Below are 22,459 nucleotides of genomic sequence, written 5' to 3' on the forward strand. Positions count from 1 at the left end.
CATTATGGTTCCTGAATTATTTATCCGCCAGTTTGTCTGAGTTACCGGACATAGCTCGATGTCTGCTTATGAATTGGTGGTAGTGGTATGAAAAAGAGTAAAGGGTTCAGGTTCAGCTTTTTGAATCCAAAGTATTTAATGTTGTGGCTGGGCATTGGCTTTCTGTGGTGTCTGGTGAAGCTCCCTTATCCGTTGCTGCTGGCTCTCGGCAAACGGCTGGGTTCCTGGTCGCAGCCTTTTCTTAAACGGCGAAAATCTATCGCCAGCCAGAATATCCGGTTGTGCTTTCCCGGCATGAGTCAGCAGGATCAGGATATTTTTCTGCAACGAAATTTTGAGTCTCTCGGTCTCGGACTGATCGAAACCGGCATGGCGTGGTTTTGGTCCGACAAACGGATCCGCAAATGGTTTGATGTCGAAGGCCTGCAAAATCTGCGTGATGCCCAGTCCGGGCGGCGGGGTGTGATGTGTGTGGGTGTTCACTTTATGTCGCTGGAACTCGGCGGCAGGGTGATGGGGATTTGTCAGCCCATGATGGCCACCTACCGTCCGCACAATAATCCGCTGATGGAGTGGGTACAGACCCGTGGCCGGTTACGTTCCAATAAAGAGATGATTGACCGCCGTGATTTGCGTGGCATGGTCGGAAAATTAAAACAGGGCGAAGCTGTCTGGTTTGCCCCTGATCAGGATTATGGCAGTAAAGGCAGTTCATTCGTCCCGTTCTTCGGGGTGAATAATGTGGCGACGACCAACGGGACTTATGTGCTGTCACGACTGTCACATGCCGCGCTGCTGACCATTACCCTGGTGCGTAAACCGGATGGTAAAGGCTATAAGTTGCACATCGAAGCACCATTGCAGGATTTTCCATCCAGCGAAATGATGGCAGCGGCTTATATGAACCGGGTGATCGAGAAAGAGATCATGCGTGCCCCTGAGCAGTACATGTGGGTCCACCGGCGGTTTAAAACCCGACCGCTGGGTGAAGCCTCTCTGTATGTCTAATCTTCCTCCGGCAGAGCCTTTCTGCCGGAATCTGCTTTATCGCTCTGACTGGCGGCCGGATATTGATTCTGTGACCGCCAGTTGTCTCATATAGCGCCCCGGTGGTGCCCCCAGCAAGCGGCTAAACATGGTCGAAAAGCTGTTGGCTGACTGATATCCCAGCTCTGTTGCTACCCTGTGCAGGGGTTGTCCCTGGCTCAGCCTGTCTACCGCCGTAATGACCCGCAAATGATCGCGCCAGCGGGTAAATGTCATGCCGGTTTCAGAACGAAATAGCCGTGCCAGTGTCCGGCTACTGCAACCATGTTGCTCCGCCAGTTCCGACAGGGTTTGCTCATTCCCCGGGTTCTGCTTCAGATGCCAGGTGACTTGTTGTAACCGCCGGTCCTGCCCCTGGGGAATAAACAGGGTCAGGGTCTCCGGAGCATGGGTGACCTGATGCAGTATCAGTTGCCAGACAAGGCTGGTATCACTGCTGTCACGTCCCGGGCGACGAAACGTCAGGGCTTCCAGTAACAGTTCCCGCAGCAAGCTGGAAACATTCAGTGTCTTACAGCCTGCGGGCAGGCCGCCTGCCAGCGACTCTGGCAACATCAACTGAATCACCTGTGAAGATTCGCTGTACGAGGCACGGTGAGGACATTGCGGAATGATCCAGATAGCCTGGCCCGGAGAGGCCAGCCACCAGCCTTCACGGGTCATAATGGTTGACGTTCCCTGTATGACAAAGGTCAACTGTCCTTCAGGATGCTGATGAAGGCTGAGAGAGGTGCCTGCAGGGTGAAACACTTCCCTGATTTCCGGCAAAGCTGGCAACATGGCTGTCTCGCGGCAAAATTTGTCCGATTCGCGAATGTTTTTATCACTTATTTCGTCATAATGCCAGTCACAGTGAACGGTGAAAAACCAACCGGGAGATTAAGCGATGACAACGACCCCTTTACGAATTGCCGGATATGCCGGCAGCCTGCGCCAGGACTCTTTGAGTAAGATAGTGCTGAACGCTCTGTTCAGCATGCTACCTGCAGGCACCCAAACCGAAGCCCTCTGCATTGGTGATTTCCCTTTTTATAATCAGGATTTGGAAACAGCTGATGGCCCGGCGCAGGTCATCCGGGCTCGCCGTCAGGTGGCTGAAGCAGATGCATTGCTGATGGTCGTGCCAGAGTTCAATCATGGTATCCCGGGGGTATTGAAGAATGCCCTCGACTGGTTATCCCGACCGGCTTTTCATAGCGTGATGGCCGGAAAACCGGTGTTCTTTGTCACTCTGTCGCAGGGGATGCTGGGTGGAGTGCGGGCACAGTATCAGATGCGTGAAACTCTGGCGTCGATGCTGTGCCAGCTCTATCCGTTGCCGGAAGTCGCGATTACCTATGCCGGTCAAAAGGTGACGCAAGGACGACTGACAGATGAGGCCACTTGTCTGCATCTGGATAAAATCCTGCAGCAGTTTCTGCGCCAGGTGAATGCCGCCCGAGGAGCGCAATGATGCAGCTATTTTATGCATTGATGGCGGGCTTGTCGGTCGGATTATTCTTCACCTGGCTGAAACTCCCCTTGCCGGCCCCTCCGACGATGACCGGGATTGTCGGGGCTTTTGGCGTATTTGCTGGCAGCGTTATTTTCCGCACATTGAGCAGTTACTTTCATTGATCTGACCGCCGCCGGTGTGACAGCCGATAATGCGGGTCTGCGCGAAGGGCCTGTCGCAGAGCGTGTTCTGCGTCGGGCCTGTTTCTGTTCGGGTTGGCCCGGTCTTGCCACTGGCTGAAGCTCTACCCGGTGAGTACTTACTCCTTATGACCTTCCCTGTAATTCCTGTTCTCCTTCAGGGCTGTCTGGCGGGATAATTCCGCCAGAGCCCGGAATGTCCCCGCCTGAAACCCGCAGCACATCTCTTCAACGACCATACTATTCTCCTGGCAGGTATTACTTAAGACGCCGGATATTATTACGCTAATTTTTGCCAATTTTTGTTTGTTTCCGTTTTGCCCCGTAAGTTATGAAGGGAGTCACTTTACTGCATCTTCTAACCCCCTAGTCTGTTTTGAAAACTACAGAGGTCATTATGTTTCAGTCCGAAAGACGCCAGAAAATTTATGCATGGCTGGAAGAATATGAACGGGCCACGGTCACCGGTCTTGCAGAGCAGTTCGGCGTGACGAAAGAAACTATCCGCAGTGATCTGAACGCGCTGGCGATGGAAGGACGGATCGAACGCTGCCACGGCGGCGCTACCGTGATCCGTCGCTCACTGAACAGTCGGCTGATTGCAGAATCCGGAGAGACCTTCGAAGTACTGCTGGCCAGAATTAATCATCAACAACAATCACGGAAAAAACTGCAAGGGGAAGCTATGAACGGCAAGGTCTGCATTCTTGGGTCATTTAATGTCGATATCGTGGCCAGAGTGGAGCGTTTTCCCAAAGGCGGTGAGTCACTGCTGGCAAAAGGGAGTTCACTGGGGCCGGGCGGCAAAGGCGCTAACCAGGCACTGGCTGCCAGCTGTGCCGGGGCAAAAGTCCATTTTGTGTCTAAAGTGGGCAGCGACCAGTTCAGCCAGTTTGCCTTTGACCACCTGACAGCGTCTGACATTCATTCACTGCGGCTCTGGCAGTCAGAAAAGGAACCGACCGGTAACGCCATTATCTATGTTTCTGAAGCCAATGGCGAAAATATGATTGCCATTTATCCGGGGGCGAACAAAACCCTGACCAGTGATGAAATTGCCGATATGGCCGAAGAGCTGGCAAGTTCAGAAATATTACTGGTACAGCTGGAAAACAATTTCGATGCCACCCTGAATGCGATTCGCCTGGCAAAAGAGTTGTCGGTGCGGGTGGTACTGAACCCGGCACCGGTTTCCGAAGAGATTATCAGCTGGTTACCGATGGTCGATATTCTGACGCCCAACGAAACCGAAGCCTCTGTGCTCTCTGGTATTGAAGTTAAGGATCTTGAATCTGCAAAGCAGGCTGCCCGTAAAATTGCCGCGCTGGGTGCCCGGCAGATCATTATTACCATGGGGTCCCGTGGCGCGCTGTTATATGACGGCCAGCAATTCCAGCATATCCCATCGTTTCCTGCGCTCAGTGTCGATACCACGGGGGCGGGTGATGCCTTTAATGGTGCTTTTGTCGCAGCGCTGGCTGCCGGCGAAAGTGAAGTCCAGGCAGCCACTTTTGCTTCTGCATTTGCATCGTTGGCGGTGGAGCGCGAAGGAGCATCGAATATGCCTTCCCGTGAACAAGCCGTCAGCCGTCTGTCCCGACGCTGAACGGTTCAGATATCCCATATTCTTGTTAAGGAGTTTCTTATGAAAGCGATTGAAGGCATTGTTCCGGTGATGCTAACCCCGTTCACTGCGGATAATCAGGTGGATTACCCGGGGCTGACACGACTGATTGACTGGTATCTTAGCCAGGGAGTCGATGCTCTGTTTGCTGTCTGTCAGTCCAGCGAAATGCAGTACCTGAGCCTGGAAGAGCGGGTTGAACTGGCTGAATTTGTGGTGCGCCAGGTGAACGGCCGGATACCGGTAATTGCCTCCGGACATATCAGCGATGATCTTGCCGCACAGAAAACAGAACTGAGTGCGATGGCCAACACCGGGATTGATGCGCTGGTACTGGTGACTAACCATCTGGACCCGCAACAGCAGGGCAGTGAGGTGTTTATCTCTAACCTGCAACAGTTAATGGACACCTTGCCAGCCTCGATGCCGCTGGGATTATACGAATGTCCGGCCCCGTATCGCCGTTTACTTAGCGATGAAGAGTTTAGTTTCTGCGCCCGCAGTGGCCGTTTCGTGGTGCTGAAAGATGTCAGCTGTGACCTGCCAACGGTGAAACGCCGTGTCGCGTTAGCCGAAGGGACGCCACTGAATATTATTAATGCCAATGCTGCCATCGCCTGGCCGGCCATTCAGGCGGGGTCACGCGGTTTTAGCGGTGTATTTACTAACTTCCATCCGGCGTTGTATGTCTGGCTCTATCACCACGGCGCACAACACCAGGCGCTGGCCGATGAACTGGCGATTTTCCTGTCGCTGGCGGCGGTCACCGAAACCCTGGGCTATCCGAAAAATGCCAAAATCTGGCATCAGCGGTTAGAGACTTTCAACAGTGATCACTGTCGTGTGACCCGGGATAATGTGCTGGAAAAATACTGGGGACTGGAGGTTATTCTCGACCAAATCTGGCGTGGCACGGCGCAGTGGCAACAGCGTATCACTCAGCAGGGTGGCCACTGATGTTGCTGTCACAGGCCCGGTCTAAGGATTCAGGATTTCAGGCCTTCCACCCGATCATTCGTCAGGCGCTGACATGGATAGAAGCGCAGGACTTTACGCAAATGCTTCCCGGAAAATACGATATTTTGCCGGACAATCAGATGTTCTGTCTGGTGCAGCAGTCGGTAACCGCAGCATTTGAAGTGCAGCGACCGGAATCTCATTTCCGCTATGTGGATCTTCAGTATCTGTTAAGTGGTGAAGAGAATATTGGGGTTTGTCGCTATCAGGCCAGTTTTCCGCAGGACGGCGAAGCCAGCCATGAAAAAGATATCGTCTTCTATCAGTCTGTCGCTGAGGAAACGGTCATTTCGTTGCGGCCCGGTATGTTTGCGGTATTTTTTCCGGAAGACGTTCACCGGCCCTGTTGCCAGGTGAACCAGCCGCTGCCGATCACCAAGGCGGTGATAAAAATAAATCTGAGTTTATTTAACCGGAGCTAAAATAATGAAAAATCTTACCTCAGCCCGACAAAATACACTTAACGATACTACTGATTCCGCCGGCCGGGAGGCGCAGGCGTCTTTGGCTGCCATGCCCCGGTTGCGCTGGGTACTGATAGGCATCCTGCTGCTGGCTGCGGTGGTGAACTACCTGGACCGGGCCAACCTGAGTATTGCAAATACCACCATTGCCGCAGAATTTGGTTTTTCACCGACCCAGATGGGCCTGCTGTTATCTGCATTTCTCTGGCCGTATGCGCTGGCGAATCTGCCGGCAGGCTGGCTGGTAGATAAGTTTGGACCTAAATCGATGTTCTCCTGGGCGCTCAGCCTGTGGTCAGGGCTGACGTTTCTGATGGCATTTGTTAACGGTTATTCATTTTTTTACGGTCTGCGGATGCTGCTGGGGATTGCTGAGTCGCCGTTTTTTACCTCCGGCATCACTCTGACACACCGCTGGTTTAGTGAAAAAGAACGTGGCCTGCCCACGGCAATCATTAATACCGGTTCACAGATAGCCAATGCGCTGGCACCTCCGATTTTGACCGTGCTGATGCTGAGCCTGGGCTGGCGAGGGATGTTTATCACCATTGCCCTGTGCGGTATTCCTTTGTTGCTGGCATGGCTTAAATTCTATCGTGATCCGAATGCCCGGGAAGATGCTTTGCTGCATGCGGGTCAGCGTACGGTGACGGCCAGTCCGCAACAGCGTAGTAACGCCAGTTGGGGTAGCTTATTCCGCCACAGAACCACCTGGTTTATGGTGATTGGTAATTTTTCAATCATGTTTACTATCTGGGTCTATCTGACCTGGTTGCCGGGCTATCTCGAACGTTCTCTGGGATTTAGCCTGAAAACGACCGGCTGGCTGGCATCATTACCGTTTCTGGCGGGGATATTCGGGGTGCTGGTGGGTGGATTTATCTCTGACCGCTTGGTACGCCGGGGTGTCCGTGCAATCACCTCGCGTAAAGTCCCGGTGGTAGCGGGTGCCGCTCTGGCGGGCTGCTTTGTTGCCCCGATTCCGTTTGTCGACAGTACCCCAATGGCGATGACTTTGCTGACTATTGGCTACTTCTTCTCACAGATGCCCCAGGGAGCGTTATGGGCACTGGCTTCCGATATTGCCCCTAAGGAGCAGGTCGCTTCGCTGGGAGCGATTCAGAACTTTGGCGGATTCCTGGGCGCGGCAATGGCACCGATTGTCACCGGGGTGATTCTGCAAATGACCGGCCAGTTCACCAATGTATTCCTGCTGGGAGGCGGATTACTGATAGTGGGTGCTATCAGTTATGGCCTGTTTGTCTGTCGGCCATTGAACGAAGAATGATCACTCAGGCCACTGCTCTGGCAGTGGCCACGGGGTCGGCTTCAGCAGAATCTTTGTCAGAAATCGTTTTTATTTTTAGAAGAGAATAATAAGTATCAGCGCCAGCAAAAGTCTTTTTTACTATGATTTTCTGGTTAACATTTTTTGAATATTAATTTTATATTTTATTTTATCATTGATTTTTATCATCATATTGAGCGTTCTAAACCCTTTAAAAAAATGGCGGTACAGGATAACTGCACCGCCAGAATTATTAACTTACCACTACATTCTCCATCGGCGGGATAAATCCGTAGTCGAATTGTTTAACCATGAAGGTACGATTACCTTCCAGTTTGATCTGTACCGTAGGAGCCTCGGTTCCCCCGATGCGATATTCTCCATCGTAGTCACCGTTACTGGCCGGGATGGTATCAATAAATGAAGTCACCAGACCATTTGGCATTACACAATGTGAGTAGGTCTGCAGCGGTTGGGAAGATGGATTACCCAACACTAACCCTGAACCATTGAGTGGCTCATAAGGACCGAATAATGAATCACTGACAAAACCGTATACACCATCAGGGCCAGTCAGATTATCAGCATAGGTAGATTTATGACTGATGGTAAACAGATAATATTTTCCGTCTTTAAAGACAAAGTGCGGCCGTTCGGTCTGGTCATTCACCCCCACTGCAGTAATAAGCGGAGGCAGCAGTTGCCAGTCATTGCCTTCTTTGTCTTTCGCGGCGGCCAGGCCGATACAACCGGTCTGGTAACGTGCGCCACCCACATCGTCATAACCCGGAGGAATATCACCCATATCGTCGCTGGTAATTACATGTGAACCACGCTCTCCGGCCACGTTCCCCTCAAACACCATATACAGATTGCCGTCATTTGGGTCGATAAACGGGCTTGGGTCACGGAAACCCCAGTAAGGGTTTTGCTGTTCTGTCTGGTAATACACTCCGTCAGCAGAGAACAGTTCAATCACTTCATCAAAGCCTGATAAGGTAACCCCCAGACTGTCAGCAGAAATTTTACCCTTCACTTTGACAATGGTCGCCCCCGGAGTGACGCAGGTATAATAGAGTTCAATATCGCCCTGTTCATTCAGCAGAATAGGAGTACCGGCCCACTCACGGGTTGTCGGTGAAACACCTTCGGCCATGACCCGTCCGCCAAATGTCCAGTTTGAGCTGTCTTTTGAATACCAGTAACAGATGCGTGCACGGCCATGACGATTATTCCAGTCGGTATAAATATCATAATTACCTTCAGTATCCAGATATTCCGTTGGCTGACGATCAGCCGTCAGTGTAAATATTACTGACCAGCCATTCACGGAGACAATATTTCCATCATATTTACGTAATGGCAGAGTATCCCAGATAAATACCTCATCGCTCATGACCGGAAAATCAATGCTGACTACAGGCTGAGTGGTTGTGGGGTCGTCTGTTCTGACTTTCAGTGCATCGGCACGGCTCCAGGCGGTTGTTTTAACTTTATCTTGTAAGTTTTTCATTTTTAATACCTCTGTTGTTAAATGAGGTTTTATAAAAACATGGACTGGAAATAAATTAAATCACTCACTGATTTGTCAGAATTCACACAACAAACTAAATAAAAATTAAGGTTTATATGTTGTGTGGTTTTCTGGAGAATATAAAATATTTATTTTATAACTAAAGTAATGCTGATTTTTTAATTTAAATGATTAGGAGGTCATTTGAAGTGCTTAGTTAATATTAAATCTTAGAGGGAGTGTTTTAAATATGACAAGCCGTACGGCAGAGAGATGAAGTCAGGTGTTGGTGGGAACGAAAAGAACGCCAGGCCAGCGGTGTTGCTACTGAAAGCCCGGCGCGAAAGGAAGAGAATGTGACACTCAGAAATGCCCGATGATGTAGAGGGTTATATGGTGGTAACTTAATATCCCCCATAAAAATTTATAACCAAATATCAACATAAATAGCCTCCTTACTGGAGTTCACTACAGAAAGATAGGTATAAATAGTGGCAGTATTAGATCCGTTTCATTATGATGCGATTGATCCAGAAACTTATTTTTTTTACCCCCATAAAGCCGATGAATCCCCCTACCGAAACCGTCAGTTGACTGGATACGCCGAAATAGTTCATTAGTGAAACAGAAATAAAAGTCAGGCAACCACAAATCCCACCCTCAAGTAAGGTTTCAATTATATTTCTTCCTGAATAAATCATGCGTAATAATGCCATAAAAAAAGAGATGAAAACCCCAAAAAAACAGAGTCACCTCGCACTGCAGATTTTAGTGCATTAAGAATATTGTGGATATCCATAATGAGTTTCCTGAGAATTGCGCGGGATTACCCGCGCACTATTCTAATGATTACCTGACATTAACGTTCTCTGTCGGTGGAATAAAACCATAATCCAGTGATTCAACTACAAAGGTTTGCTGGCCTTTGATTTTTATTTTTACCGTTGGGGCTTCTGTTCCACCAATACGATAACTTCCGTCTGCCTGAGGAACACTGTCGATAAATGACGTCACCAGGCCATTTGGCATCACACAATGTGAGTAGGTCTGATAAGGTTGAGAAGAAGGATTACCCAATACTAACCCTGAACCATTGAGTGGCTCATAAGGACCGAATAATGAATCACTGACAAAACCGTACACCCCATCCGGACCAGAGAGGCCATCCCCGTAAGTATATTGATGGCTGATGGTAAACAGATAATATTTTCCGTCTTTAAAGACAAAGTGCGGGCGTTCGGTCTGGTCATTGACACCCACTGCAGTGATAAGCGGAGGCAGCAGTTGCCAGTCATTGCCTTCTTTGTCTTTCGCGGCGGCCAGGCCGATACAACCGGTCTGGTAACGTGCGCCACCCACATCGTCATAACCCGGAGGAATATCACCCATATCGTCGCTGGTAATCACATGTGAACCACGCTCTCCGGCCACGTTCCCCTCAAACACCATATACAGATTGCCGTCATTTGGGTCGATAAACGGGCTTGGGTCACGGAAACCCCAGTAAGGGTTTTGCTGTTCTGTCTGGTAATACACTCCGTCAGCAGAGAACAGTTCAATCACTTCATCAAAGCCTGATAAGGTAACCCCCAGACTGTCAGCAGAAATTTTACCCTTCACTTTGACAATGGTCGCCCCCGGAGTGACGCAGGTATAATAGAGTTCAATATCGCCCTGTTCATTCAGCAGAATAGGAGTACCGGCCCACTCACGGGTTGTCGGTGAAACCCCCTCGGCCATGACCTTTCCGCCATAAATCCAGCTCATACTATCTTTTGCATACCAGTAGCAAATCCTGGCCCTGCTGTGTCGATTAGTCCAGTCACTATCAATATCATAATGACCCTGTGCATCGGTATATACTTGCGGTTCGCGTTCAGCGGTAAGGGTAAAAATAACGGACCATCCATTAATTGCGACAATATTACCGTCATATTTTTTTAGCGGCATAGTATCCCAGATAAAAAGATCATCACTCATCACTGGAAAATCAATACTCACCAGTGGTTGTGTGGTAGTGGGATCATTCACAGATACTTTCAGCGCATCAGCCCGACTCCAGGTAGTTGTTTTAACTTTATCGATTAAATTTTTCATTATTAAACCTCCAGATTTGAATGAGGTTTAATAAGAGCACGCAAAAAAAAATAATAAAAATGGAATTTATTTTGTAATTACCCACACAACAACACCCTTCTAAATCACGTTGTTGTGTCGTGAGTGACAGACCAGAGAGTATTGGATTTATTAGGGGACATAAATAAGTATCTACAGCCAGATAAAAAAAAGATAGAATATTTTATTTAGCTGTGCCCATCAAAGCCGTAATTGATCAATTATACCTCTTTTTGTTTTAAAATTATTCAGTGAATATAGGTGCTACTTATGATGCGTTGCCCGATTTGTAACAAGCCAGCTCACACTCGTACAAGCCGTTACTTAACCGATACAACCAAAGAAGCTTACTATCAATGTCAGGATATTACCTGCTCCTGTACCTTTAAAACGATAGAAAGCCTGGAGCGAATTATTTGTGCACCAGAGTCTAAAAAGGAGCAACGGACTATGCTAATAGTCTAGGATTATTCTTATTATTATTTTAATTTTGAACTTTTTTTCAATATCGTAACGGGTAGAATATTATCCGGAAAAAGAAGGTAAATTAATTCTTTTTCCGGTGTAATTACAATTATCTCTCCTCTTCAGGAGATAATATTTGGAAACAGAATGGGGGATAGAGCTAAAAGAATAATTGCCGGTATTCTCAGATACTATGTTGTTATTTTTTTGTTAAATACCAAGGGTTTTTTAATTTTTATCTGTTCTTTATCATTTCCTGAGAAGGATCTTTCGCCTACTATCCACGATTACCAGCCCATCGCGGCGAACACTGGTTACTGTTCGGATTCACCGGTAAAAAACGATATTACTGGCAGGTCTGAATACTTATCACTCTGGTTAAATTTATGAGTCAACGTAGAAGAAAGCCTAAGGTTACTACGTTGGCAATTCCTGTTTGTTCTCTCTGAGCCGGCGACTGTCAGACGTCATGACATTACTAATTATTGGGTCACCATTTTCATCCACTCGCTGTTTCAGCGGTAGGGCTTCACTACTCATTCCCAGTGTAGGCTGATTTAGGTAAATCCTGTGTTATGACTGTCCATCGGTTCAGGGCACGACGGTCACACTCTCTTTCGTGCTAACGGCTGGTCTCTGGATAGCTAAGTTGATCATGGTCTTTTTGTCAGGAGAAACCCGGCACTAGCTGTTGGGATCATCGTTTGGTCAGGATAGATCGCTGACTTCGCAAAGATAAAGTTTCCAATTAAATCCCTGCAGTATGGCCCGATCGGACGAAATAAATCTCTTTTACCGGATTCTGTCGCAGGTTTCCGCATTCATTAAGCAGATCCAAAGGAAACTCATCTCTTGAGATTGGGAAGCCGCATCTGCAATTTATTCAGAACCTAATCTATTAATAACTGAAAAATCAGAAGATTGAAGTTCTGTGACCAGAGATGATGTTACCAACATATTAACTAATTGTTCATTATGTGATCTGTGTGGAAGTACAATATACTTTTGTTGTACTACAATCTGTTCGGTGAACAGAGAACAAAATCATCAGGTGGTAGTGCAAAATTGCGGTGATAATCACCGGCGGGCGTAGGTAAAATGCAGGGACGATTTATTCCTTAAGGACTTTGTATGACGCTTGCGAAAACAGACAGGATTATTGTGGCTCTGGGGCAACAAATCATCAGTGGTAAATATGTTCCAGGCGCAGCACTCCCGGCGGAAGCCAGCTTGTGTGAGGAATTTGAGACGTCACGCAATATTATCCGGGAGGTTTTTCGCTCTCTGACAGCGAAACGATTAATTGAGATGAAGCGATACCGGGGGGCATTTGTCGCGCCGCGAAACCAGTGGAATTACCTGGATACCGAGGTGCTGCAGTGGGTTCTGGCCCATGACTACGATCCACGGCTGATTGCTGCGATGAGTGAAGTCAGAAATCTGGTGGAACCTGCGATTGCCCGTTGGGCTGCAGAACGGGCAACCTCCGGTGATCTGGCCAGGATTGAAACTGCACTGAATGAAATGGTTGCCAATAATCAGCAGCGTGATGCGTTTAATGAGGCTGATATCCGTTTTCATGAAGCGGTACTGCACGCAGTGCATAACCCGGTTCTACAGCAGTTAAGCGTTGCTATTAGTTCTCTGCAGCGGGCAGTTTTTGAAAGAACCTGGCGGGGTGATGAAGGCAACATGCCACATACGCTGCAGGAACATAAACAGTTGTATGACGCTATCCGCCATCAGGACTGTGATGCTGCAGAACAGGCAGCGCTTTCCATGATTGCCAGCGCCACCCGAAGACTTAAGGAAATTACATGACATCCGGCTACATCGCAATCGACTGGGGATCAACTAACCTAAGGGCCTGGTGGTACCAGGCGGGTGAATGCCGTGACCGCAGAACTTCTTCGGAGGGTATTACCCGGTTAGGTGGAAAATCTCCGGCAGCGGTGTTAGCCGGTATCACTGTTGGCTGGCCTGACAACATCCGTGTGTTAATGGCCGGGATGGTAGGCAGCAATGCCGGATGGAAAGTCGCACCTTATTTACCCTGCCCGGTGCATTTCAGTGAGATAGGAAGTCAGTTAACCGATGTATTACCTGGCATCTCAATTATCCCCGGTCTCAGTATTCGTCGCTCAGATAATGACAACGTAATGAGGGGGGAGGAAACCCAACTGTTGGGAGCAAGGGAACTGGCTGCTGCGCCTTTGTTTATTCTGCCAGGTACTCACTGTAAATGGGTGCAGGCAGATAATGAGCAAATCTTTGATTTTCGGACAGTGATGACAGGCGAACTGCATCATTTGTTAATGAATTCATCGCTGATTGGTGTGGGGCTGCCGGAGCAGAGGCAGGACGCGGCAGCGTTTGAACGAGGGGCCGGAATTGGGCTGACGACAGAGGCGCCACTGGCCAGATTGTTTGAGGTTCGTGCTGCACATGTACTCGGTGATCTACCGCGAGAGGATGTCAGTGAATATCTTTCGGGTCTGCTGATTGGTCACGAAGTGGCCAGTATGATCCGGCAATGGCAGCCAGATAACCGGCAGCCAGTTACGGTTGTCGCCAGTCATTCTCTGGCCAGTCGCTATCAGAGAGTACTCGATATTCTCGGATTTAAGGCGCAGATACTGGAAGGCGACAGTGCATTTCAGGCAGGTATAAGGAGTATTGCAGATGCAGTGGCCGACTAAACTTCCCCTCATTGCTATTTTGCGTGGGATTACCCCACCAGAGGCCCCTCAGCATGTCGCGGCATTACTGGATGCCGGATTTGATGCTATTGAAGTTCCCCTGAATTCACCGCAATGGCAGGAAACGTTGCCTGTGCTGATCAGAGAATTTGGGGAGCAGGCAATGATAGGGGCCGGAACCGTACTGAACTCACAACAGTTGCAATTACTGGCGGAAATGGGGTGCCGCTTGATTGTGACACCGAATACCGACTCCAAAATCATCCAACAGGCTGTGGGGCTGAAGATGACGGTCTGTCCCGGATGTGCTACCGCCACTGAGGCTTTCGCTGCACTGAATGCCGGCGCAAAAGCATTGAAAATCTTTCCTTCTTCAGCATTCGGTCCGGATTATATCCGGGCTCTGAAAGCTGTTTTACCGTCCACAGTGCCACTGTTTGCTGTCGGCGGTGTCACACCAGAAAATCTGGGGTCATGGCTGTCAGCAGGGTGTTTTGGCGCAGGATTAGGCAGCGATTTGTACCGTGCCGGACAATCTGTGAACCATACTGCACGGCAAGCCAGGGCATTTGCTGAAGCATACAAAGAGGCAATGGCATGAAAATTACGAAATTAACGACTTACCGGTTACCCCGCGCTGGATGTTTTTAAAAATAGAAACAGATGAAGGGATTTGTGGCTGGGGCGAGCCGGTGATTGAAGGCAGGGCTAAGACTGTTGAAGCTGCAGTGCACGAGTTCGGTGAATTATTGATAGGCCAGGATCCGGCAAAGATTAACGATTTATGGCAGGTCATGTACCGTGGGGGTTTTTATCGTGGCGGTCCCATTTTAATGAGTGCCATTGCCGGTATTGATCAGGCTCTGTGGGATATTAAAGGAAAAGTACTGAATGCCCCGGTCTGGCAACTGCTCGGTGGTCAGGTTCGGGATACGATTAAGGCCTATAGCTGGGTAGGTGGTGACCGTCCTGCGGAGGTTATTCAGGGTATACAAACACTCAGAGACATTGGTTTTGACACCTTTAAATTAAACGGGTGTGAAGAACTGGGAATCATAGACAGTGCCCGCAAAGTGGATGCTGCGGTAAATACCGTGGCACAAATCAGGGAAGCGTTTGGAAAGGATATTGAATTCGGATTAGATTTTCATGGCAGAGTCAGTGCACCGATGGCACGGGTGTTAATTAAAGAACTGGAACCCTACCGTCCATTATTTATTGAAGAACCGGTTCTGGCAGAACAGGCCGAATATTATCCGCGGCTGGCAGAATTAACTTCTATTCCCATTGCGGCCGGTGAGCGAATGTATTCCAGATTCGAATTTAAACGGGTATTAGATGCAGGTGGATTAGGTATTCTTCAGCCAGACTTATCCCATGCCGGTGGCATTACTGAGTGTTATAAAATCGCCGCCATGGCTGAAAGTTATGATGTCGCTCTGGCCCCGCATTGCCCACTGGGACCGATTGCTCTGGCTGCATGTCTGCATATTGATTTTGTTTCAAGGAATGCGGTGTTTCAGGAGCAGAGTATGGGGATACATTATAATAAAGGAGCTGAGCTTCTCGATTTTGTTATTAATAAACAAGACTTTGAAATGCAGGGGGGCTTTTTCAGGCCACTGACTCGCCCGGGACTTGGGGTGGAAATTGATGAAGAACAAGTGATTGCCCGCAGCAGACAGGAAACCGACTGGCATAACCCCGTCTGGCGCCTGGCAGATGGCTCAGTGGCCGAATGGTAAGACGTCAATAATTAATTAAATACCTGTTATTAATAATAAGACGGTTTGACTGCCGGGGTCTCCTGTTGCCGTCAGACAGCATAGAGAGGTTATTTATGAATACCGATCTGTACTCCTCAACAATGAAACAATTAAATTTAAAAATCATTCCCTTTATCATTATCTGCTACTTTGTTGCCAATCTTGATAAAACGAATATTTCGATTGCCGCATTGCAAATGAATGCTGATCTCGGATTGACTGCCAGTATGTATGGGCTTGGTGTTGGAATGTTTTATATTTCCTACATTATTTTCGAAATTCCCAGCAACGTCATCATGACCCGGATAGGTGCAAGGCGATGGATCGCCAGAATTATGATCAGTTGGGGAATTGTCAGTGCCTGTATGGCGCTGGTGAATACACCTACACAGTTATATGTTATGCGATTTTTACTGGGTATGGCTGAGGCCGGATTTGCGCCGGGAATTATCTATTATATTTCCTGCTGGTTTCCGAAGAGCAACCGGGCCCGGGCAATGTCCTTTTTCTATATGGGATCTGTGATGGCTTCGGTGATAGGACTGCCGATTTCTGGTGCCCTACTGAATATGCATGGAATCAGTGGCGTATCAGGCTGGCGCTGGTTGTTTTTACTGGAAGGCATTCCGGCAGTCGTATTAGGAATTATGGTGCTATTCCGGTTGCCTGACTCGCCATCGCATGCTTCCTGGCTGAATCCTCAGCAGAAGAACTGGCTTAACAATCAACTGGCGAGGGATAACGCCAGTGTCGAAATTTCCCGCCATCACGGCTGGTTAAGTGCGCTGAAGAATAAAACCGTATTGTTACTCAGTCTGGTTTGGTTCCTTCAGGCATTTGGTTCAATCGGTATCACCCTGTTTATGCCGTTAATTATCAAAAGTATGCTCAGTGATCAGAGCAATTTAGTGATCAGTGTTTTTTCTGCTGTCCCGTTCCTGTTCGCCTGTTTATTTATGTATCTTAACGGCCGACATTCGGATGTGACCAAAGAACGTTCTCTTCATCTCGGATTGCCGCTGATCCTGTCAGGACTGGCATTGGGTATTGCGATCTACAGCAGTAACCTGTGGCTGGCCTGGGTATTGTTAGTACTCTGTGTCGGCTTTAATTTCGCCCTGACACCGGTGTTCTGGGCAGTGACTACCGAGAAACTGGCCGGTGTCGCGGCAGCCGCTTCAATAGCATTCATTAATACCATTGCCAATTTTGTCGGGCTTGGATTGCCCCCCGTATTGGGAAAAATAAAAGATGCCACTGACAGTTACCACTACGGACTGCTGATTGTTGCTATCGCATTGATTATGGGGGGCGTGGTAGGGATTCTGGTTTCCCGACCGGCCAGGAATATACCGCAAGGCATTAAAGACAATGCTTCCCGTACTTCATAACAGAGGATACCTGTGACAATGAAGCTGTTAAAGCAAGCCGGGCTGCCTGAGGCGCTTACCAATGCACTGTACACTGCTTATGATATGTGTGATTTCGGCACGATGAGTGAATCTGAACTGATTACGGTGGCGCCGACCATTGATGTTATGGTCACCAATGGTGAAGCAGTGGTCACGGCAGAGTTCATCTCGCGGTTTCCTGAGTTGAAACTGATTGTCGTCTTTGGGGTCGGCTATGATGGTGTGGATGTGAGTGCCGCAGCGTCTCGCGGAATTACCGTCACTCATACCCCGGGAGTGCTGACCGATGATGTCGCCGATTTGGCAATGGGACTGATGATAGCTACGAGTAGAAAGATCGTCGGGGCTCATAAATTTATCGAACGCGGCGGCTGGCAGCAAGGCGGATTTCAGTGGACGAGAAAAGTCTCAGGTGCCCGGTTAGGTATTGTGGGTATGGGCAGGATAGGCCAGGCTATTGCCCGCCGGGCCGCCGGATTTTCAATGACTATTAGTTATTACGACAGGCGGTCAAGGGATCTTCCCGGCTGGGATTTTCAGCCAGATATCTATACGCTTGCGCAGCAAAGTGACGTCCTGATGGTATGCATTCCCGGCGGAGAGTACACGCGGGGGCTTATTAATGCGCAGGTTCTTCAGGCGCTTGGTCCTGAAGGAATATTGATCAATATAGGGCGGGGCAGTGTAGTGGATGAAAAAGCACTGACAGAAGCAATACAGCAGAACTACATAGGCGGGGCGGGATTAGATGTATTCAGTGATGAGCCAGAGGTTCCCGAATCTTTGTTGCTAAGGGATAATGTGATAGTCACCCCGCATATGGCCAGTGCCACCTGGCAAACACGAGCAGAAATGTCACGTCTGGTACTGGAAAATATTCAGGCCTGGCAGCAGGGACTGCCGTTAATTACCCCGGTCCGGTGAAAACGGACCAGAGTTGAGGAAAAAAATGGGCTGAATCAGCCCATTTTTGTGTTTTTCAGCCGGGTTTCCGGAATCAGAACATATACTTCAGGCCAACGGCTCCCTGGGTATTGCTGTATCCGTGGCCACCCACCTGCTGGGAGACGGTGGTCCACAGGTTCAGCCTGTTGTTGATTTTTGCTTCAACCCCGGCTTTCACTTCACCAATATTACGGCTGCCCTGTGAGTCGTCGGAGATTCCGTTCATCCGTGTGCCGTACTGTTGGGTGTTGTAGATCCAGTTTGCTTCGACAAAAGGTTCGAACTCACGCTGGGTGTTCTTATCCAGCGCACTTTTTCCTTTCAGGTAGAAGCGGGTACCGACACGGGCCTGTAGATTATCGTTACCCGTTCCCTGTACCAGAGTGCCGTTACTTTCGGTGTGATCTTTGGATTTCACGCCCATCCAGGTCAGTTGCACCTGCGGCTGGATGTAGAAGTCATTGGTCATGCCGTAGGCAGATTCATACGAACCGGCGTGGAAGGTATAACCCGATTCCACCGAGGCAGTGAAGCCCTTGCTCTTATAGCTTTCGCTGGCAAGTCCCTGGCCCTGAACATCGTTATCAAACCAGTTGTACAGTGCCCAGCTGTCCACATACAGGCCTGTTTTATCGGCGTCGTTCTGGTACCAGGTGCCGTACAGACCGGCACTGTAACCGTGAATATCACCTTTGGAATCATATCCGGTCAGGCTGTTATGGCTGTTACTGTGTTGATTGCCGTAGCCCCCCATCACACCGACATGGAAGCGATCCAGACCGCTGGCAGACCACTGCGCAATATCGCCGCCAATCTGCAACACATAGCGGTTAGCCGAGGTTTTATTCTGACCGTCTGACATAGAAAATTTGTTATGTGACCCGAGGTTACGCATCCACATACTGGTCACTTTCTTCTCGCCGGTCAGGGCATCGGTATACTGGGTTTCGCCTAAACGATCATGCAGGGTGGTGGAGAACATAGTGTTCGCCGCCGCCAGGTTGGCCGTGTAGCTGGCGGCCTCCGGACGGTAGGTGTGAACTTCGTTGCCGGTATTACCACCGGTATCCGTACCGGTATTGCCGCCGGTATCGGTGCCGGTGTGACCACTTGGGGTACTGGTCAGATACCAGTCACTGGTGTTGGCCCCGGAAGCATTGCCTTGTTGCAGGTGATAGTCGTAAGCACCCGCCACGATACGGCCGTTCTGTACAAAGGCGTTCGCGGTAGAGCTGCCGGTTTCGATAACCTCAATCCCTTCCAGTGTCTGAGCACCTGAACCGTTGCTGTTATTTACCACCACACTGGTGGTCCCGGAGGCTGCACCGGTAATAATCAGTTTATCGGTCAGGCTGTCGTCGTCACCCAGTACGGTATTCAGAGACAGCGTCCCGTTATCACCGGTGTAATCGCCGTTCACCGTCAGCGTGGTGCCGGCCGAACCGCTGTGACTCAGGGAGACCAGTCCGCTGTTACTTAGCGAGGACACTGTCTGTGAGTAGCTGTTCAGATCCAGCGTGGCCCCTGAATCCACTTTGTAGGCAGAGGCACTGCTGAAGGTTCCGGCACTGCCGGCCTGCAGGGTGCCTTCGGCTACTGTGGTGGCGCCGCTGTAGGTATTATTAGCACCTGTAGTGATAAGCGTACCTGAACCGGTTTTGGTCAGATCTGCCGCACCGCTGATATCACCGGCCAGCGTGGCGGTGTAGGCACCGGTATCGATAGTTGGGTCCTGGTCACCGGTAAAGGCGATATTGTTTGCCAGTATCAGGTTATCCGCCGCAAAGCCCAGGGTGGTACCGTCTGCCAGGGAAATCGTGCCGGTTCCCAGGGCATCGCTGGTGGCCGTATTCACCCGGCCTGCGGAGACCAGGGTACCGCCGCTGTAGGTGCTGTCACCGTTCAGGGTCAGGGTACCGCTGCCGGTTTTATGCAGCTCGCCGTCACCAGAAATCACACCGCTTAAGGTTTCGCTGTAGCTGCCGGTGTTAATGATGGCAGAGTCTCCGGTCAGAGCTACGTTGTTCGCCAGTTTCAGCCCGTTCGCCACAAAACCGAGGGTAGTGTTATTCGCCATGGACAGCTGACCGCTGCCGAGTGCACTGTTGCTGCCGGCGTCGATTTCACCTTCAGACAGCAGGGTTCCACCGCTGTAGGTGTTGTCACCGGTCAGGATCAATGTACCGCTGCCATTCTTGGCAAGTTCACCTTCACCGGAAACGGTGCCTGATAGTGTTTCGGTATTGCTACCTGTTTTGAACAGAGTGTTGACGCCATTCAGCAGAATATTATTCGCCAGTTGAAGTTTATCGGTGACAAAACCAAGTACGGTATTTTTCAACATGGTTAGTGTACCGCTGCCCAGAGCACTGCTGTTGGCGAGGTCAATTTCACCGGCAGACAATTCAGTACCGCCGCTGTAAGTATTATCGCCGCTGAGGATCAGCTTGCCGCTACCGGTTTTCGCAAGCCCACCGTCACCGGAAATCACCCCGGACAGGGTTTCGCTGTGACTGCCGGTGGCGAGGGTACCGGTACCGGTACCGGTCAGGCTGACTGCATTTGCCAGGTTAACGTCCCCGGCACTAAAGCCCAGTGTGGTGCTGTCAGCCATGGCGAGCGAACCGGAACCCAGCGCATTGCTGTTACCGGCATCGATTTCACCGCCGGACAGCGTGGTACCACCGCTGTAGCTGTTGTCACCATTCAGGGTCAGCGTACCGCTGCCGGTTTTAATCATCTGTCCTGCGCCGGAAATATCGCCGGAAAGGGTTTCGCTGTAATCACCGGTTGCGATTGACGCTTTCAGGCCGCCCAGTGAAATGTTATTCGCCAGACTGAGATCCCCGGTGGTAAAGCCCAGAGTGGTGCCATCCGCCATTGCCAGGTTGCCGGTTCCCAGTGCACTGTTATTGCTGACGTTAATTTCACCGGTCGACAGCGTGGTACCGCCACTGTAAGTATTCTCACCGCTCAGGGTCAGGGTACCGCTGCCGGTTTTCGCCAGTACACCTTTACCGGAAATCACACCGCTAAGGGTTTCACTGTGGCTTCCGGTGGCGATGGTGCCGGTACCACTCAGGCTGACCGTATTTTCCAGGCTCAGATCTGAAGCACCGAAGCCCAGAGTGGTGCCATCCGCCATTGCCAGGTTGCCGGTTCCCAGCCCACTGTTATTGCTGACGTCAATTTCACCGGCAGACAGGGTGGTACCGCCACTGTAAGTATTGTCACCACTCAGGACCAGGGTACCGCTGCCGGTTTTCGCCAGTACACCTTTACCGGAAATCACTCCGGAGAGGGTTTCGCTGTGGCTGCCAGTGGCAATAGTGCCGGTGCCGTTCAGAGCTACCGTGTTCGCCAGATTCAGGTCAGTCGCGGTGAAGCCGAGGGTGGTGCCGTCAGCCATGGCCAGAGATCCACTGCCCAGAGCATTGCTATTGCCGACATCAATTTCACCGCCGGACAGTGAAGTACCGCCGGTATAGCGGTTGTCACTACTCAGGGTCAGGGTGCCACTGCCGGCTTTTGCCAGAGTACCTCCACCGGAAACCACACCGCTCAGTGTCTCGCTGTTGCTGCCGGTATTGACGGTAGCAGAGCCTCCGGACAGCAGTACGTTATTAGCCAGAGTCAGTTTATCCGCCACAAAGCCCAGTACAGTGTCTGCCGCCATGGAAAGCTGACTGCTGCCCAGTGCGTTATTACTGCCGGCGTCAATTTCACCAGCCGACAGGGTAGTGCCGCCGCTGTAAGTATTGTCACCGTTCAGGACCAGAGTGCCGCTGCCGGTTTTCGTCAGGGTGCCATCACCGGAAATCACACCGGACAGGGTTTCGCTGTGGCTGCCGGTCGCGATGGTGCCGGTGCCGCTCAGAGCTACCGTGTTCGCCAGATTCAGATCACCGGTGGTAAAGCCGAGGGTGGTGCCGTCAGCCATGACCAGATATCCACTGCCCAGAGCATTGCTGTTGCCGACATCAATTTCACCGCCGGACAGCGAAGTACCGCCGCTGTAGCTGTTGTCACCATTCAGAGTCAGGGTGCCACTGCCAGTTTTGGCTATCTGTCCTGTACCGGAAATATCACCGGACAGGGTTTCGCTGTAGTCGCCGGTTGCAATTACAGAATTCAGACCGCCCAGCGAGATATTATTGGCCAGTGTCAGATCCCCGGTGGTAAATCCGAGGGTAGTATCATCGGCCATTGCCAGAGATCCACTGCCCAGGGCATGATTGTTGCCGAGATCAATTTCACCGGCCGACAGGGTGGTACCGCCACTGTAAGTATTCTCACCGCTGAGGGTCAGGGTACCGCTGCCGGTTTTCGCCAGCCCGCCGTCACCTGAAATCACACCGGACAGTGTTTCGCTGTGGCTGCCGGTGGCGATGGTGCCGGTACCGCTCAGAGCCACTGCATTCGCCAGRTTCAGATCACCGGTGGTAAAGCCGAGAGTGGTGCCGTCAGTC

At 50.3% G+C, this 22,459-nt stretch carries 18 protein-coding genes and 1 pseudogene; 14 read left to right on the forward strand and 5 right to left on the reverse strand.

Translation table 11 applies throughout. The features are described 5' to 3' along the window. Window positions 1–87 precede the first annotated feature (87 nt). A complete protein-coding gene (gene lpxP, locus HA49_RS01030) occupies window positions 88–1,008 on the forward strand; it encodes a kdo(2)-lipid IV(A) palmitoleoyltransferase (RefSeq protein ID WP_038017291.1) in 921 nt (306 codons plus the stop codon). A 36-nt stretch (window positions 1,009–1,044) separates the two neighbouring features. Here lpxP and HA49_RS01035 read toward each other — a convergent pair whose 3' ends face one another. Then, window positions 1,045–1,797 carry a helix-turn-helix domain-containing protein gene (locus HA49_RS01035; protein ID WP_038017409.1) on the reverse strand — a complete coding sequence of 251 codons (753 nt, stop codon included), beginning with the start codon at window positions 1,795–1,797 and terminating at the stop codon, window positions 1,045–1,047. A gap of 136 nt (window positions 1,798–1,933) precedes the next feature. On the opposite strand from HA49_RS01035, the gene HA49_RS01040 reads away from it, so the two are divergent. The 6 genes from HA49_RS01040 (at window position 1,934) to HA49_RS01065 (ending at window position 7,075) form a co-directional block, all read left to right on the forward strand. Continuing rightward, window positions 1,934–2,500: an NADPH-dependent FMN reductase gene (locus HA49_RS01040; RefSeq protein WP_038017292.1), complete on the forward strand. Its 567-nt coding sequence runs from the start codon at window positions 1,934–1,936 to the stop codon at window positions 2,498–2,500. Continuing rightward, window positions 2,497–2,664: a DUF1427 family protein gene (locus HA49_RS01045; RefSeq protein ID WP_038017295.1), complete on the forward strand. Its 168-nt coding sequence runs from the start codon at window positions 2,497–2,499 to the stop codon at window positions 2,662–2,664. The genes HA49_RS01040 and HA49_RS01045 overlap by 4 nt, the downstream gene beginning before the upstream one ends. Window positions 2,665–3,079: 415 nt before the next feature. After that, the gene (gene rbsK, locus HA49_RS01050; RefSeq protein ID WP_038017297.1) at window positions 3,080–4,288 is read left to right on the forward strand and encodes a ribokinase; all 1,209 of its coding nucleotides are present in this window, start codon (window positions 3,080–3,082) and stop codon (window positions 4,286–4,288) included. A 39-nt stretch (window positions 4,289–4,327) separates the two neighbouring features. Then, complete coding sequence (locus HA49_RS01055) at window positions 4,328–5,263, forward strand: dihydrodipicolinate synthase family protein (RefSeq protein WP_038017299.1); 936 nt, start codon at window positions 4,328–4,330, stop codon at window positions 5,261–5,263. Beyond that, the gene (locus HA49_RS01060) at window positions 5,263–5,745 is read left to right on the forward strand and encodes a NanQ anomerase/TabA/YiaL family protein (protein ID WP_038017301.1); all 483 of its coding nucleotides are present in this window, start codon (window positions 5,263–5,265) and stop codon (window positions 5,743–5,745) included. Before HA49_RS01055 ends, HA49_RS01060 begins: the two co-directional genes overlap by 1 nt. Before the next feature lie 91 nt (window positions 5,746–5,836). Further along, complete coding sequence (locus HA49_RS01065; protein WP_046791627.1) at window positions 5,837–7,075, forward strand: MFS transporter; 1,239 nt, start codon at window positions 5,837–5,839, stop codon at window positions 7,073–7,075. 253 nt (window positions 7,076–7,328) lie between these two features. On the opposite strand, the gene HA49_RS01070 is transcribed toward HA49_RS01065, so the two are convergent. The 3 genes from HA49_RS01070 to HA49_RS01075 form a co-directional block, all read right to left on the reverse strand. Continuing rightward, window positions 7,329–8,588, reverse strand: coding sequence for a glycoside hydrolase family 68 protein (locus HA49_RS01070; protein ID WP_038017305.1), 1,260 nt, complete (start codon window positions 8,586–8,588; stop codon window positions 7,329–7,331). 500 nt (window positions 8,589–9,088) lie between these two features. Continuing rightward, a complete protein-coding gene (locus tag HA49_RS22030; protein WP_425427694.1) occupies window positions 9,089–9,316 on the reverse strand; it encodes a phage holin, lambda family in 228 nt (75 codons plus the stop codon). Between the two features lie 121 nt (window positions 9,317–9,437). After that, on the reverse strand, window positions 9,438–10,685 hold the full coding sequence (locus HA49_RS01075) for a glycoside hydrolase family 68 protein (RefSeq protein WP_038017307.1): 1,248 nt from the start codon (window positions 10,683–10,685) through the stop codon (window positions 9,438–9,440). A 288-nt stretch (window positions 10,686–10,973) separates the two neighbouring features. Between HA49_RS01075 and HA49_RS20735 the strand changes: the two genes are divergently transcribed. The 7 genes and pseudogenes from HA49_RS20735 (at window position 10,974) to HA49_RS01105 (ending at window position 17,969) form a co-directional block, all read left to right on the forward strand. Continuing rightward, the gene (locus HA49_RS20735; RefSeq protein WP_072055902.1) at window positions 10,974–11,168 is read left to right on the forward strand and encodes an ogr/Delta-like zinc finger family protein; all 195 of its coding nucleotides are present in this window, start codon (window positions 10,974–10,976) and stop codon (window positions 11,166–11,168) included. A gap of 1,131 nt (window positions 11,169–12,299) precedes the next feature. Beyond that, a complete protein-coding gene (dgoR, locus tag HA49_RS01080; RefSeq protein ID WP_038017309.1) occupies window positions 12,300–12,989 on the forward strand; it encodes a D-galactonate utilization transcriptional regulator DgoR in 690 nt (229 codons plus the stop codon). Beyond that, window positions 12,986–13,867 (forward strand): 2-dehydro-3-deoxygalactonokinase, encoded by an 882-nt coding sequence (locus HA49_RS01085; RefSeq protein WP_038017311.1) that lies wholly within the window; start codon window positions 12,986–12,988, stop codon window positions 13,865–13,867. The genes dgoR and HA49_RS01085 overlap by 4 nt, the downstream gene beginning before the upstream one ends. Continuing rightward, the gene (locus HA49_RS01090; RefSeq protein WP_038017313.1) at window positions 13,851–14,468 is read left to right on the forward strand and encodes a 2-dehydro-3-deoxy-6-phosphogalactonate aldolase; all 618 of its coding nucleotides are present in this window, start codon (window positions 13,851–13,853) and stop codon (window positions 14,466–14,468) included. Before HA49_RS01085 ends, HA49_RS01090 begins: the two co-directional genes overlap by 17 nt. Further along, window positions 14,465–15,612, forward strand: a pseudogene (gene dgoD / locus HA49_RS01095) (galactonate dehydratase). The gene HA49_RS01090 and the pseudogene dgoD overlap by 4 nt, the downstream one beginning before the upstream one ends. 95 nt (window positions 15,613–15,707) lie before the next feature. Next, the gene (locus tag HA49_RS01100) at window positions 15,708–17,024 is read left to right on the forward strand and encodes an MFS transporter (protein WP_038017319.1); all 1,317 of its coding nucleotides are present in this window, start codon (window positions 15,708–15,710) and stop codon (window positions 17,022–17,024) included. A gap of 18 nt (window positions 17,025–17,042) precedes the next feature. Then, window positions 17,043–17,969 carry a 2-hydroxyacid dehydrogenase gene (locus tag HA49_RS01105; protein WP_038017322.1) on the forward strand — a complete coding sequence of 309 codons (927 nt, stop codon included), beginning with the start codon at window positions 17,043–17,045 and terminating at the stop codon, window positions 17,967–17,969. 73 nt (window positions 17,970–18,042) lie between these two features. Here HA49_RS01105 and HA49_RS01110 read toward each other — a convergent pair. Next, window positions 18,043–22,459: autotransporter outer membrane beta-barrel domain-containing protein (locus tag HA49_RS01110; RefSeq protein WP_156994497.1), on the reverse strand; the 4,417-nt coding region annotated here is incomplete at its 5' end.

The sequence above is a fragment of the Tatumella morbirosei genome, from assembly GCF_000757425.2.
GTDB classification, from domain to species: domain Bacteria; phylum Pseudomonadota; class Gammaproteobacteria; order Enterobacterales; family Enterobacteriaceae; genus Tatumella; species Tatumella morbirosei.